The sequence below is a fragment of the Agromyces sp. S2-1-8 genome, from assembly GCF_021129215.1.
GTDB lineage: Bacteria > Actinomycetota > Actinomycetes > Actinomycetales > Microbacteriaceae > Agromyces > Agromyces chromiiresistens.
Genome location: NZ_JAJOLP010000001.1, coordinates 931,490 through 945,660, shown reverse-complemented (window position 1 = coordinate 945,660; position 14,171 = coordinate 931,490). Strand labels below are relative to the sequence as shown.

Below are 14,171 nucleotides of genomic sequence, written 5' to 3'. Positions count from 1 at the left end.
CATGGGCCTCCCGGCCTCCGGGCACTCAGGGGCGGAACGTGCTCAGGGCTGGAAGCCGTGCGGCTTGGGCAGCACCGTCACGGGTTCGGACGACGCCGTCCCGGCGGGCAGGCCGGGCGCGCGTGCCGTGACCGTGAGCACGAGCTCCTTGCCCGAGATCGACGGGTTCACCTTGAGGGCGGCGCCGTCGGCCCACGGGATGGTCCGGCCGTCGGCGGTCCACCGGTAGCTGAACCGGGCGCCGTCGACGTCCCATACGCCGGGATCGGCCGTGAGCGTCGCCCCCGGGATGGGAGTCCCGGTGAACGACGGCGCCTCGACGGCGACCGGCGCACCGGGGCGCACCGTCACCGTCGCCGACCCCGACGCGGCTCCGAGCGTCGCGGTCAGCACGTGCTCGCCCGCATAGGCCGGCAGCTCGACCGAGGCTCCGTCGACCACGTCGGTCGCCACCGAGCTCGTCACGGCGACGAGGTCGGAGACGTCGCCGATCGGCGCACCGTCGGCATCGAGCGCCTCGACGGCCAGCTCGACCGAGTCGCCCTTGTCGACCGAGGTCTCACTCGGGGTCACCTCGAGCGAGACGGCGACGGATGCCACGTCCGCCCATTTCGCATACGCCACGGCGTCGTCCACGAGCACCGCGTCGAAGTCGAACGGCGTCGTGAGCGCGGCATCCGCGAACCAGCCCTGGAACACCCACCCGTGCTCGCTCGGCGCAGCCGGCTCGACGGGCGCCGAGCCGTACGCGACCGCCTGCGGCGGCATCGCCTCGCCGTGGCCGCCGAGGTCGAACGCGAGCGACACCGGGTCGACGACGCCGAAGGCGCCCGACGCGGCCGCTGCGGCGGGCCCGCCGACGACCGGCAGCACGATGCGGCTCACGGCCGTGTCGACCGTCACGCTCGCGTTGGCCGTCCCCCCGATGCTGTAGCCCGACAAGTTCGTCGTGACGACCACGCCGATGCGGTGACCGGCGGCGAACGTCGTGTCGTACGGTTCGAGCGGGAAGTCGAACGCCGTCGCCTCGCCGGGCGTCACGGGCACGGCCTCGCCGTCGGCCAGCGAGAAGCGGTTCGACGAGTCGAGCGCCCCGCGTGCGGCGCGCCACACGTCGGTCGTCTGCGAACGACGGTCGACCTCGAGGTAGCACGCGTCGTCACTCGCGCTCTCGGCGCCCCAGCAGGTGCGCTCGGTCGTGTTCACGACGCCCTCGCCGCTCCGGGAGGTGCGGGTCGAGGTGCCGTAGTCGACGAGGAGCGCGCTGAGGTTCGCCTGCGACTGGCCGAGCGAAGCAGTCAGTTCGACCCGCGCCGTGCCCGAGATCCGCAGGTCGCTCGTGAGCGGCTCGGACAGGAAGACGAGACGGTTCGCCTGCGACCCCTCCGGCGCGTTGATCGCGTTGCCCTCCGAGATGGATCCGGACGGCCCCGTGAAGGTCGCAGTCGCGGCGCCGTCACCGGGCTGCAGTCGGAGGTCGCCGGCCGCCCCGGGGGTCGTCCCGCCGAGCAGCACCTCGACCCCGGTCGTCCCGGGAACCGGCCAGCTCGCGTCATCCTCGTAGACCTCGGGGTCGGTTTCGACCGTGGCCACCGGCTCGTCCATGATGCCGTTGTCGATGCCCTGCAGCCAGTAGTCGTACCACCGGTGGATCGTCGACACCCACTCGACGCGGTTGTAGTCGAACGGGTCGGTGTGGCCGACCTTCGCGAGCCAGATCTTGCGCGGCACGTCGTGCTCGCCGAGCGCCTCCCAGTACTCGCCCACCTGGCTCATGCGCACGTTGTCGTCGTTGAGGCCGTGCGCGAGGAACACCGACGCCCGGACATCGTCGATGTCGAGCCGGTAGTCGCGCTCCGCCCAGAACGGGTTGACGTCGCCGGTCTCATCGCCGTCGATCGCGCTGAGGTTCGCGCGCACCGGGGCGCACAGCGGGCGGCGATCGGGGTTCGTGACCGTGTTCGACAGGCTCGCCGGGTAGTTGCTGTTGTGCGCGATGCCGCCCGTGCGCGAGTAGCCGTACCAGTACGAGATCGCCGAGATCGGCACGATGGTCGTGAGGCCCTCGACGCCGGTCGCCGCGACGCCGTTGGCGAGGGTGCCGTCGTACGACTTGCCCATCATCGCGGCCTTGCCGTTGTCCCAGTCGGCGACGGCGGCGGTGCCGTCGGCGTAGTGGCCGGCGACGCGGCCGTTCAGCCAGTCGATGACGACCTTCATGCTCTCGATGTCGCCCGGCCCGCCGTGCATCGGGCACCCGGTGGAGTTCGCGGTGCCGTCCATCTCGGCGAGGATCATCGCGTACCCGCGGGGCACGAAGTAGTTGTCGTAGAAGAGCGGCCACTGGTCGTTGAGGCCGTCGCCGTCGACGTCGGCGATGAGCTGGGACTCGTTGCCGCGGCCGAGCGTCGTGTAGTACGGGCTCGTGTCGATGATGGCGGGCACCTTGAGGCCGGCGTCGCTCTCGGCGGGACGGATGATCTCGATCGCGGTGACGTCGTCGACGCCGTCGAGGTCCTGGTCGACGCCGGCGACCGGGATGAGCACGCGCTCCCTGATCGCCTGCGTGTAGTCGAAGACCGGCGCGGTGACGCCGTCGACGATGCTCAATTCGGGCACGTCGTCGGCGACGGCCGTGGTGGGGAACATGAGGGTGCCGACGAGTGCGACGGCGAGTCCGGCGACGATGCCGGCGGCCCGGCGTCGACGACGCGCGGGCGGCAGTTGAACCGTAGTGAGCGGTGACATGCCCTCTGTCTACCGTCGCGGTGGACGCCGGCGCTAGGAATTCGGCCGAGAATGTTCAACAAACTTGCAGCAGGCCGGGCGCGGCACGCGTGCCCGGCCTCTCCGATGGGCACGTCGGCACCGCCCGCGGCGCGGGTCGCCTCGGCGAGCGCCTCCGCGGGTGACGCGTCGCGGAAGCGGAGGGTGGTGCCGCCCGCCATCTCGATCGACGGACGCGGTGCGCGCGTGAGCACGAACACCGGCACGTGGAACGGCGGCTCGTCACCCCGGTGGGGTCGTCAGCCTGCGCGATCGGCTGGACCGAACGCTCTGGTCCGCGTCGACGACCTCGCCGTTGCGCGGCAACCAGCCGCCGAACGTGATCGGCACTGCGCGGGCATGCACGACGTCGAGCCGGTCGACGACCTGCAGGTGCACATGCGGCTCGGTGCTGTTGCCGGAGTTGCCGCACCGGCCCACCTGCTCACCGGGCCGCACGGCCTGCCCGATTCGTACGCTCACGCTCGCTCGCTGCAGGTGGCACAGCACCACGATGCCGCCCTCGGCCCGGATCATGACGTGATTGCCGGCCAGGGCGAGCCACCCGAGGCTCGCACGACGGCGTTGCCCCAGTGCATAGCCGATCGACGGCACCCCGCGATACGCGTCGTGATCGGGTTCGGCGTCGTGGGTGGCGACGACCACGCCTGCGACGGGCGAGAGGATCGGACGTGCGAAGCCCGGGAAGCGTTCGGCCGGTTCGGGCCGCACGAGCGAGGCGAGCGTGATCGCCCCCGATCGCCCGTCGGCACCGACGGGCACGAAGTCGATCGCGTACGACGTGGCGAACTCGGCGGTGCCATGGCTCGGCACCCGGTCGGCGGGGCTGTGCTGCGTGAGCCAGCGCCCTTCGAACGGATATCGCAGGTCGACGGGCGGCACCGCGTCACCGCCGCTCGGGCGGCACGGTCGCCGCGTCGGGCAGGCCGGTCTGGTACTCGGCCGAGAGCATGCGGTACGAGCGGGTCGTGAACGCCACGAGCGCGAGTGCGACCATGACGAGCCCCGCGAAGAAGAACACGAGCGCGATGCCGCGGGCTTCGCCGTCGCCGAGCAGCCAGCCCCAGGTCGCCTGCCCGTCGGGCGAGTCCATGTACGGGATGATCCAGAACTGGGCGATCGGCGCGATGAGGAACGCCGTGATCGGCGCGGCCGCGGCCTCGAAGGCCTGCGCGAAGCCGAACACCCGCCCCTGCCGGCGGAAGGGCACGACCTTCTGGATCACCGTCTGCTCGGCCGCCTCGACCACCGGGATGAGGCACATGTACGCCCAGATGCCGAGCCCGTAGAGCACCCACCACTCTCGGATCGTGAACAGGGCACCGAGCAGGCCCATGCCGATCACGACGAGCAGCATCGTGCGGATGGGGTTCTGCCCGAGTCCCCACTTGGCGATCACGAGCCCGCCGATGATGAATCCCGTCGCAGTGACGCCGAGCACGACGCCCCACGCCTCGACCGGGAAGAGCGTCAGGCCGTACGGGTCCATCAGCGCCATGTACACGCCGCCGATGAGGTTGTTGAACGTCGAGAAGATGATCAGTGCGAAGAGTCCGGGCGCCGCCCGGATCGCGGTGATGCTGCCGCGCAGGTCGACCGCGGGGGCCCGGCCGTCCTCGGCGACCGGACGTTCTTCGGGGATGCGGACGAACATCAGGTGCACGAGCGCGACGAGCGTCATCGCGATCGCGATCGCGAGGGTCCACCCCATGCCGAGCAGGCCGATCGCGAGCCCGCTGAACACGCTCGTGACGATGAACGAGAGCCCCTGCACGGTGCCGACCATGCCGTTCGCGTTGGCGTGGCGCTCGACGGGCACGAGGAGGGTCACCGTCGTCGAGAGGGCGATGTTGCGCATGTTCTCGACCACCGACCCGAACAGGATGATGCCGGAGAACGCCCAGAACCACGGGCCGCCGAGGTCGACGAGCGCCGACTCGGGCTGCAGCAGGTACAGCACGCCGGCGATGCCGAACGAGCCGAGCGTGACGAGGCTGGAGAACACCATGACCCGGTGCTTGCGGTGCCGGTCGACGATCGTGCCGAAGAACATCGCGAAGACGGCGATGAGCAGCATGTACGCGCCGCCGATGATGCCGGTGGCGAGCACCGACTTCGTCTCGAGGTAGACCCAGAACGTGAGCGCGAACCAGAGGAAGCTCGTCGTCACGTTCGCGATCATCGTGTTGGCGAGCACGTGCAGGAAGGTGCGCATGCCGTTCGCCGGCGGCTCGGGCTGCGACGCGGACGTCGGCGCCTCGGCCTGCGGCGGAACCCCCGCAGGCGTGATCTCGCCGGCCGGCGACGCCGCCGTCGCCTGCCGGTCCGTCTCGGTTCCGTCGAGCCGTTCGCCCACCCTGCGAGGGTAACCGCGGCCGCCGACATCCATAACCCCCTCGCGGCACGACCTCCCCCACGCGACGGAGCCGGGAAACCCGTCGGCCGGCGGATGCCGCCGGCCCGGGGACATCCGTACCGTGAGGGCATGCTCGAACTCCACGACGTGACCAAGCGCTACGGCGAGCGCCTCGCGCTCGACGCCGTCTCGTTCTCCGTCGGCGACGGCCGCCTCACGGGCTTCGTCGGCGGCAACGGCGCCGGCAAGACGACGACCATGCGCATCGTCCTCGGCGTGCTCGCCTCCGACGGGGGCACGGTGACGCTCGACGGCGAGCCCGTCACCGCGACCGACCGCCGCCGATTCGGGTACATGCCCGAAGAGCGCGGCCTGTACCCGAAGATGCGCGTGCTCGAGCAGACCGTCTACCTCGCCCGCCTGCACGGCTGGAGCACCGAGGCGGCGACCCGCAACGCGGTCGAGCTGCTCGAGCGCCTCGGCCTCGGCGAACGGCAGGGCGACACGATCGAGTCGCTCTCGCTCGGCAACCAGCAGCGTGCGCAGATCGCCGCCGCGCTCGTGCACCGCCCCGAGGTGCTCGTGCTCGACGAGCCGTTCTCGGGGCTCGACCCGATGGCCGTCGAGACCGTGCAGGCCGTGCTGGCCGACGTCGCGGCGACCGGCGTGCCCGTGCTCTTCTCCTCGCACCAGCTCGACATCGTCGAGCGGCTCTGCGACGACCTCGTGATCATCGCGAACGGACGCATCGCCGCGTCGGGCACGCGCGACGAGCTCCGCACCGCGCACGGATCGGAGCGCTGGGAGCTGCTGACGAGCGGCGACCTCGGCTGGCTGCGCGAACGGCCGGGCATCGAGGTCGCCGACTTCGACGGCGGCTGGGCCGTGTTCGAGGCCGATTCGGATGCCTCGCGCCAGTCCGTGCTCGCCGAGGCCGTCTCCCGCGGCGAGGTCGTGAGCTTCAGCCGCGAGCACACCACGCTCGCCCAGATCTTCAAGGAGGTCGTGCGATGAGCGGCGCGAACCGGCCGACGGCGCCGAGCTTCGTCGACAGCGTCTCGCTCATCGCGGGTCGCGAGATCACGATGCGCCTGCGCAGCAAGGCCTTCCTCATCTCGACGGGCGTGCTCATGCTCGCCGTACTCGCCTCGGTCGTGCTCGGCAGCCTCTTCGGCGGGCAGTCCGAGCCGACGAAGGTCGCCGTGGTGGGCACCGCCGCCGATGCCGTGGCCGACAGCGACGCGCTCGAGGCCGTGCCCGTCGACGACGAGGCCGCCGGCGAGCAGCTGCTGCGCGACGGCGAGGTCGACGCGATCGTCGTGCCCGAGCCAGGCGCTCATCAGGGTCAGACGGTCGACCCCCTCGGCATCACCGTCATCGGGCTCGACCAGACGCCGACGGGCGTGGTCCAGGCGCTCTCGGTGCACCCGAGCGTCGAGCTGCTCGACCCGGCCGCCGTCGACCCCGGCCTCGCCTATCTCGTCGCCTTCGGCTTCGGCATCGTGTTCTTCATGTCGGCGCTCACGTTCGGCACGACGATCGCGCAGTCGGTCGTCGAGGAGAAGCAGACCCGTGTCGTCGAGATCCTGCTGTCGACCGTGTCGGCGCGTGCCCTGCTCACCGGCAAGGTGATCGGCAACAGCGTGCTCGCGTTCGGGCAGATCCTCGCGATCGCGGTGCTCGCGATCCTCGGGCTCATGCTCACGGGCCAGAAGGTGCTGCTCGGCGGGCTCGGCGGTTCGGTGACCTGGTTCGTCGTGTTCTTCGCGATCGGCTTCGTGATGCTCGCCGCCCTCTTCGCCGCGACGGCGGCGATGGTGTCGCGCTCGGAGGACATCGGGTCGGTGACGACCCCCGTCACGATGCTCGTGATGATCCCCTACTTCCTCGTCGTGTTCTTCTTCGACGACCCGACGGTGCTCGGCATCATGAGCTACGTGCCGTTCTCGGCGCCCGTCGGCATGCCGGTGCGCATCTTCCTCGGCCATGCGGAGTGGTGGGAGCCCATCGTGTCGCTCGTGATCCTCGTCGCGACGACGGCGCTCGCGGTCGCGATCGGCGAGCGCATCTACCGCAACTCCCTCCTCAAGACGGGCGCCCGCGTGCCGCTCGCCGAGGCCCTGCGCGGGTAGCCGGCCCGCTCGCGCAGCACAGGCCGCGGGCGGATGCCTCGGAGTCGGGGGACACGAGGCATCCGCCCGCTTCACGTCGTGCGCCGGCGCGAGGCATCCGTGCGTCGTCGGCGCGAATGCGCCGATTCCGTGCGCCCGGCGTCACGATGCCTGCCCGCCCGCGGATGCGAGGATGGTTCGGTGAACTCTCCGCTCCACGACACGACCTTCCGCGGCTTCGCCTCCGACAACTACTCGGGCGTGCACCCCGAGGTGCTCGCCGCCATCCAGACGGCCAACGACGGCCACCAGGTGGCCTACGGCGAGGACGTCTACACCGAGCGCCTGCAGCAGGTGTTCGCGCACCACTTCGGCGAGGGCGTCGAGGCGTTCCCGGTGTTCAACGGCACCGGTGCGAACGTGACCGGCCTGCAGTCGATGCTCCCCCGCTGGGGCGCGGTCGTCTCGGCGAAGACGGCGCACATCAACTCCGACGAGGGCGGAGCGCCCGAGCGCGTCGGCGGCATCAAGCTGCTCACGGTCGCCGCGCCCGACGGCAAGCTCACGCCCGAGCTCATCGACGAGGAGGCGTGGGGCTGGGGCGACGAGCACCGGGCGCAGCCGCTCGTCGTGTCGATCACGCAGACCAGCGAGCTCGGCACCGCGTACACCGTCGACGAGGTGCGCGCGATCACCGAGCACGCCCACTCGCTCGGCATGAAGGTGCACATGGACGGCGCGCGCCTGTCGAACGCGGGCGCGACGCTCGGCGTTCCGCTGCGCGCGTTCACCCGCGACGCGGGCGTCGACGTGCTGAGCGTGGGCGGCACCAAGAACGGATGCCTCGGCGCCGAGGCGATCGTGGTGCTGAACCCCGAGGCATCCGAGGGCCTGAAGTACCTGCGCAAGCTCAACATGCAGCTCGCGTCGAAGATGCGCTTCGTCTCGGCGCAGCTCATCGCGCTCTACGAGGGCGACCTGTGGCTGCGCAACGCGACGCACGCGAACGCGATGGCCTCGCGCCTGCGCGACGCGCTCGACGCGGGCATCGCGGCGGGCGAGCTGCCGGGCCTCGGCTTCAGCCAGGCGACGCAGTCGAACGGCGTGTTCGCGACGCTGCCGCAGGGTGTCGCCGACAAGCTGCGCGACCGCGGGTTCCGCTTCTACGACTGGGACGCCGCACGCGGCGAGGTGCGCTGGATGTGCGGGTTCGACACGAGCGAGGCCGACATCGACGCGTTCGTCGCCGGCATCCGCGAGGAGCTCGCGGCTGCGTAGGCCCGTCGACGCCACGAGGGCGACCGGTTCAGCGGCCGTCGGCGAGGCGCTCGATCGGGATCGTCGTGCCGAGGATGCGCTCGGCCGCGCGGTGGCCCGAGAGCAGCGCCCCGTTGACCGTCGCCGGGCAGTCGCCCCACGTCGCCTCGCCGGCGAGGTGCAGCACGTCGCCGACGGGCGTGGCGATCACGTCGTGGTCGTCGTACGAGGCGCCGCGGGCGACGTAGGAGTACGAGCCGAGTGCGTACGGGTCGGAGCCCCATCGGGTGATCCAGTGGCCGGTCGGCTCGGGCACCGCGTCGCCGTAGTTGCGCCGGAGGCCCTCGAGCACCGAGGCGACGATCTCGTCGTCGGCCATCTGCTCGATGCGGCGGGCCCACTCGCCGCCCGCGAAGGTGAGCAGCATCGGTGTGCCGCTGACGACCGACACGTCGTACCACGAGTGCCAGGGCGCGCTCTCGGCGCCGAGCTGGCGGATCGCGTACGCGCCGTCCTGCCAGAAGCGCTCGGGGAACTGCAGGAAGACCTTGTCGAACGTGCCCATGCCGACCCGGTCGATCGCGCCGGACACCGCCTCGGGCAGGGCGGGCTCGAAGTCGATCGTCCGGGCCTTGAGCACGCCGAGCGGCACCGTCACGACGACCCGACCGGCCTCGAACGACTCGGACGCGGTGGTGACGCGCACGCCCGCCGCCGACCACTCCACCGCCGTGACCGGCTGCCCGAGTCGGATGTCGAGGCCATCCGCGAGCGCCGTCGCGAGCGCGTCGTAGCCGCCGGGGAACACGACCTCGTCGCCGTCGATCGCGTCTTCGTCGAGCCCGTGGGCGTCGACCTCGGCGCCGTCGGCGCCGCACTGCTCCTCGGTGCGATGGCGGTGGAACGCGCGCACCCGCTCGGTGCGCTCCGGATCCCAGCCGAGTCCGGCGAGCGCCCGCTCGACGACGTCGGCGTAGCTCTCGCCGTGCTCCGAGGCTTCGACCGCGGCGGCGAGGCGCTCGTCGGCCGCCGCGACGTCGTCGAGCCACGCGTCGGTCGCCGCGGCGTCGAGCTCGCGGTGCTCCTCGTCGTAGTTCGCGATCGGGCGCCCGCCGGCCTGGAAGCTGCCGACCGTGAACTCGGCGGTCTCCATGCCGAACGCTGCGACGAGCTCCGTGAGGGGGTTGCCGTCGAGCCCGTGGATCCAGGAGGCGCCCCGGTCGACGGAGAAGCCCGGCGAGCGGTCGGTCCAGGTGCGTCCGCCGATGCGGTCGCGCGCTTCGAGAACGACGACCTGGCGACCTGCGGCGTGCAGGAGCCGGGCGGCGGTCAGTCCGGCGACGCCGGCTCCGACGATGACGGTGTCGAACATGGGCTACTGGTCCATTCGAGAGGGAGGCGGGTGAGCGGAAGGCGGCGAGCGGATGACAGGCGGCGAGCGGATGACGGGCGGCGCGTGCACCCGGCGTGCGAGCGGCGCGGCGCCGAGGCATCCGCCGCATCGGTCACTCGGGGGCGAGCACCTCGGTGTCGCGGTTGAGCGAGCGCTTCTGGAAGTAGTCGCGGGAGCCGGGGAACATCGCCCAGACGAACATCAGCACGACGCCGAGCAGGAGCGACCCGATGCCCACGATGAAGGCGCCGCCGACACCGGCGACCTGCGAGTAGCCGTAGTCGGGGTTCAGCATGTCGATCGCCGACTGCACGAACGCCCACGCCATGAAGACCCCGCCGAGCAACGGGAAGACGAGGCGGTAGAAGAAGTTGCGACGGCTGGCGAAGAGCGTGCGGCGGAAGTACCAGACGCACGCGAAGCTCGCGATGGCGTAGAAGAAGGCGATCGCGAGGCCCATCGAGAGCAGCGAGTCGGCGAGCACGTCGGTCGAGACGAGGTTCATGCCGGCGTAGTAGACGATCGCGATCACGCCGACGAGCATCGTCGAGAACGTCGGCGTCTTCGACGCCTCGTGCACCTTCGCGAAGCGAGCCGGGAGGGCCTTGTAGACGCCCATGGCGAAGGTCCCGCGCGCGGTCGGCAGGATGGTGGTCTGCGAGGAGGACAGCGCCGAGATCGCGACGGCGACCACGAGGAACCAACCCAACGGGCCCATCGCCATGCCCGCGAGCACGGAGAACACGTCGTCGGCGTTGGTCTCGTTCGCGAGGCCCGTGCCGGTGTCGCCGAGGCCGGCGTACATCATCGCGACGACGGTGATGCCGACGTAGGTGATCAGCAGGATGACCGTCGTGAGCGTCGCGGCGCGGCCCGGCGTGCGACGCGGGTCCTTCGTCTCCTCGGTGAGGGCGAGGCACGTGTCCCAGCCCCAGTAGATGAAGAGCGCGAGCAGGATCGCCTGCACCATGCCGGTGCCGTCGGCCAGGAACGGGTTGAACCAGTCCAGCGAGACCGGGGTGGGGTCGGGTGCGGTACCGGTGAAGTAGCCGATGAGGCAGCCGACGACGAACGCGGCCATCGCGAGGTACTGGATCGCGAGCAGCACCTGCTGCATGCGCTCGCCGATCTCGACGCCCCGCAGCGACACCCAGGTCATGACGGCGATGATGACGCAGCCGAAGGCGGTGACGATGAAGCGGTTCTCGACGAGCGAGCCGTCGCCGATGAGGCTCAGCAGGTAGGCCGAGGCGATCTCGGCGAGGTTCGCCATGACGAGCACGCCGGCGACGGCGATGCTCCAGCCGGCCATCCAGCCGGTGCGCGGGCCGAACGCCTTCGCCGCCCAGGTGAACACGGTGCCGCAGTCGGGCACGTCGTTGTTGAGCTCGCGGTACGCGTAGGCGGTGAAGAGCATCGGCACGAACGCGAGCACGAAGGCGATCGGCGCCTGCGCGCCGACCGCGATGACGACGTAGCCGAGGGTCGCGGCGAGCGAGAAGAGCGGCGCGGTCGAGGCGATGCCGATGACCGTCGAGCCCCAGAGCCCGAGCTTGCCGATGGCGAGGCCCTTCGTGGGGGTGCCGGGTGCCGGAGCGCCGGGGGCGGGAATGGCGGATGCGCCGGGCGCGGAGGCGGCCGGGGCTGCGGTCTGCTTCGTCAACGTGGTACCTGCTCGTCGTCGAGGGGTGGGTGGGGCTCGAACAGTGTACCTGACCGACCGACTAGTCGGTCTGTGCGCGGGTCACGGCGTTCGCCGCCGCGCGACCGCGGCCGCGCTCCCGCGCTGCCGGCCCGCCGGGCGGCCGGGTCGCCGGGCGGCCTCAGCCGCCGGCGCGGAGGCTCTCGAGCGCGGCGATGATCGCCTCGACCCGCTCGCGCGTGACGACGTCCTCGCCGGCGTCGAGGTTCATGAGCGCGTTGTGGTTGATGCCGTCGCCGGCGAAGAGCACCAGGCGGGCGAGCGTCGCCTCGCCGGTCGCGGTCTCGAGCGCGTCGAGCCAGTCGGCCCGGCACTCGCGCAGGACCTCGAGCGCCGCCTCGTCGCCGGTCTGCGCGATGCGGTAGGCCGCCTCGATCAGTCGCTCGAGCTCGCTGTCGCGATCGAGCGACGAGACGAGGTAGAACCGCACGGCCCCCTCCGGCGAGGTGCGCATCTGCTCGGTGTCGCGCCGCGCCTGGGCGCGCAGCTCGACGAACAGCGCCGCACGCAGCGCGCTCACCGACGAGAAGTGGTGCAACGCTCCCGACTTCGAGAGCCCGGCCCGGCCCGCCACCGCCTCGAGCGTGGCCCCCCGCAGGCCCCGCTCGACGACGAGGTCGGTGTACGCGGTGAGGACTCGGGCGGCCTGGCCATCGACGGTGATCACCACGCCATCGTACGAGCACGGACGCACACGACGGGCGCACGAAGGCGCGGCACCCGTTCGCGATGAACGGATGCCGCGCCCGAGGTGTTGCGTGCCGGTCAGTGCCCGACGGCCCGCAGCGCGTTCACGATGCCGTCGCCGAAGAAGCCGTTGGTCTTCTTGGCGCTCTCGCAGGTGTGCGTCGCGGTGAGCGTCGCACCCGCCGGGGTGTGACGGGTGTAGGTGAAGTCCGCCGGCACCGGGCAGGCCTCGTCGACCGCCGACTTCAGCAGCTTCTTCTCGACCGCGTTGGCGTTCATCCGGATGCCGCCGCGCAGCGGGTCGGCCGCGCCGTACTGGCTCACGACGAGCGCGGCGACTCCGGCCGCGTGCGGCGACGCCATCGACGTGCCCTGCAGGTACTGGTAGTACGCGCAGGTGCCCTCGTCGTCGCAGCTCTCGACCGCCCAGTCGACGACCACGTCGCCGTTCTCGTCGATCGCGCCCTCGGCCTCGGCGAGCGAGGCAGGGTAGGCGGCGAGGATGCCCTTCGTGATGTCCCGGGTGTTCGCAGGGGTGTCGTACACGTCGCCGCCGGGCGCCGCCACGTCGATGTAGCCGTTGCCGTAGCTCGAGTAGTACGCCTTGCGCTCCGAGATGCCGGTGCTCGAGACCGAGATCACGCCGTCGCCCTCGGCCGGCATCGAGATGCACGACTCGGGGTCGAGCAGGTCGCGCACGTAGGCGGCCTCGCCGGGCACGCTCGCGAAGTCGGGGCTGCCCCCGTCGGTGACCGCCTTGGTGTAGTCGATCGCCTCGTTGCCGGCGGCCGCGACGAGCGTCACGCCGTGGCCGCGCGCGTAGTCGAGCGCGCGCTGCATCGCCTCGACGATGGTGCGCTGCTCGGCCTGGTCCTCCGCAGAGTCGGCCGGGTGGCTCGAGCAGTTGAAGAGCCACGGGTCGACGTAGTAGCTCATGTTGACCACGTCGATGCCGTGGTCACCGGCGTAGGTGAGCGCGTCGACCGAGGGCTGCAGGAAGAAGTAGCCCGAGTCCTGGCCGGCGCGGAGGTTCACGAGCGACACGTTCGGCGCGACGCCCGCGATGCCGAGGCCGTTGATCGGCGAGCCGATCGTCGAGGCGACGTGGGTGCCGTGGCCGTTCTCGTCGACGTCGGCGGCATCCTCGCAGGAGCCGTCGGGCTCGTCGGCGCAGTCGCCGTCGATCACGTCGCCGTTCGCGTCGACGGGAACGTCGACCGTGAAGTTGCGGCTGAGGTCGGCGTCGAAGTTCGGTGCGATGTCGGGGTGGCTGCCGTCGACGCCGGTGTCGATGATGCCGACCCGAACGCCCTTCGAGCCCTGCTGCCAGGCGTACGAGCCGTCGACCGTCGCGTCGATCTGCTGCATGTCCCACTGCAGGTCGGCGAGCGGCTCGGCGTCGGCCGAGCTCGGCGCGTGCGACTTCGCCTTGCCTGGGGCGGCGTGCCCCTCGTCCTCGACGCCGTCGCTCTTCTTCGCGTCGGCGTGGCCGGAGCCCGGCACATCGCCGATGATGCGGTTCTGGGCGGTGCCCTCGATGACCGACTGGTCGGCCGCGGCGTCGGCGAAGCCGGCGCCCGCACGGACGGTGGCGACACCGATGGCGTCGTTCTGCGAGACGACGGTGCCGCCCGCGGCCTCGACCGCGGCGAGCGCGTCGGCGCTCGACACCCCCTGGGCGAAGACCACGACGTACTCGTGATCGGCTCCCGCATCGGCTCCGACGGCTCCGGCAGGTGTTGCGGCGAGCGCGGTCAGGCCGATGGCGATGGCAGAAGCTGCTGCGATGGATCGCATCTTCAGCATGAAGCATCCTTCCTCATTGACGGGATCTTGCCCGGCCATGCTCGCACACGGTCGAGCCAGGCCGATAGGGGG

At 71.3% G+C, this 14,171-nt stretch carries 10 protein-coding genes; 3 read left to right on the top strand and 7 right to left on the bottom strand.

The genetic code is table 11. The features are described from left to right. Window positions 1–42 precede the first annotated feature (42 nt). The 3 genes from LR269_RS04305 to LR269_RS04290 form a co-directional block, all read right to left on the bottom strand. Window positions 43–2,748, bottom strand: coding sequence for a CocE/NonD family hydrolase (locus tag LR269_RS04305; RefSeq protein ID WP_231429533.1), 2,706 nt, complete (start codon window positions 2,746–2,748; stop codon window positions 43–45). A 261-nt stretch (window positions 2,749–3,009) separates the two neighbouring features. Further along, the gene (locus tag LR269_RS04295; protein ID WP_231429532.1) at window positions 3,010–3,669 is read right to left on the bottom strand and encodes a M23 family metallopeptidase; all 660 of its coding nucleotides are present in this window, start codon (window positions 3,667–3,669) and stop codon (window positions 3,010–3,012) included. A 4-nt stretch (window positions 3,670–3,673) separates the two neighbouring features. Continuing rightward, window positions 3,674–5,002 (bottom strand): MFS transporter, encoded by a 1,329-nt coding sequence (locus LR269_RS04290; RefSeq protein WP_231432236.1) that lies wholly within the window; start codon window positions 5,000–5,002, stop codon window positions 3,674–3,676. Window positions 5,003–5,272: 270 nt separating this feature from the next. On the opposite strand from LR269_RS04290, the gene LR269_RS04285 reads away from it, so the two are divergent. The 3 genes from LR269_RS04285 (at window position 5,273) to LR269_RS04275 (ending at window position 8,532) form a co-directional block, all read left to right on the top strand. Then, window positions 5,273–6,157, top strand: a complete 885-nt coding sequence (locus LR269_RS04285) for an ABC transporter ATP-binding protein (RefSeq protein ID WP_231429531.1) — start codon at window positions 5,273–5,275, stop codon at window positions 6,155–6,157. Further along, on the top strand, window positions 6,154–7,275 hold the full coding sequence (locus LR269_RS04280) for an ABC transporter permease (RefSeq protein ID WP_231429530.1): 1,122 nt from the start codon (window positions 6,154–6,156) through the stop codon (window positions 7,273–7,275). Before LR269_RS04285 ends, LR269_RS04280 begins: the two co-directional genes overlap by 4 nt. 180 nt (window positions 7,276–7,455) lie before the next feature. Then, window positions 7,456–8,532 (top strand): low specificity L-threonine aldolase, encoded by a 1,077-nt coding sequence (locus LR269_RS04275; protein WP_231429529.1) that lies wholly within the window; start codon window positions 7,456–7,458, stop codon window positions 8,530–8,532. A gap of 28 nt (window positions 8,533–8,560) precedes the next feature. Here LR269_RS04275 and LR269_RS04270 read toward each other — a convergent pair whose 3' ends face one another. The 4 genes from LR269_RS04270 to LR269_RS04255 form a co-directional block, all read right to left on the bottom strand. Continuing rightward, window positions 8,561–9,883 carry an NAD(P)/FAD-dependent oxidoreductase gene (locus LR269_RS04270; protein ID WP_304504445.1) on the bottom strand — a complete coding sequence of 441 codons (1,323 nt, stop codon included), beginning with the start codon at window positions 9,881–9,883 and terminating at the stop codon, window positions 8,561–8,563. A gap of 133 nt (window positions 9,884–10,016) precedes the next feature. Continuing rightward, window positions 10,017–11,516: an APC family permease gene (locus LR269_RS04265; RefSeq protein ID WP_231432235.1), complete on the bottom strand. Its 1,500-nt coding sequence runs from the start codon at window positions 11,514–11,516 to the stop codon at window positions 10,017–10,019. A 211-nt stretch (window positions 11,517–11,727) separates the two neighbouring features. Further along, window positions 11,728–12,273 carry a TetR/AcrR family transcriptional regulator gene (locus LR269_RS04260; protein WP_231429528.1) on the bottom strand — a complete coding sequence of 182 codons (546 nt, stop codon included), beginning with the start codon at window positions 12,271–12,273 and terminating at the stop codon, window positions 11,728–11,730. Between the two features lie 98 nt (window positions 12,274–12,371). Beyond that, a complete protein-coding gene (locus LR269_RS04255) occupies window positions 12,372–14,099 on the bottom strand; it encodes a S8 family serine peptidase (protein ID WP_231429527.1) in 1,728 nt (575 codons plus the stop codon). Window positions 14,100–14,171 lie beyond the last annotated feature (72 nt).

Excerpts from the sequence above, each read along its gene's own strand:
- LR269_RS04285 (WP_231429531.1), top strand. The coding sequence starts at position 5,273 with ATGCTCGAACTCCACGACGTGACCAAGCGCTACGGCGAGCGCCTCGCG.
- LR269_RS04280 (WP_231429530.1), top strand. The coding sequence starts at position 6,154 with ATGAGCGGCGCGAACCGGCCGACGGCGCCGAGCTTCGTCGACAGCGTC.
- LR269_RS04270 (WP_304504445.1), bottom strand. The coding sequence starts at position 9,883 with ATGTTCGACACCGTCATCGTCGGAGCCGGCGTCGCCGGACTGACCGCC.
- LR269_RS04305 (WP_231429533.1), bottom strand. The coding sequence starts at position 2,748 with ATGTCACCGCTCACTACGGTTCAACTGCCGCCCGCGCGTCGTCGACGC.
- LR269_RS04255 (WP_231429527.1), bottom strand. The coding sequence starts at position 14,099 with ATGCTGAAGATGCGATCCATCGCAGCAGCTTCTGCCATCGCCATCGGC.
- LR269_RS04290 (WP_231432236.1), bottom strand. The coding sequence starts at position 5,002 with ATGCGCACCTTCCTGCACGTGCTCGCCAACACGATGATCGCGAACGTG.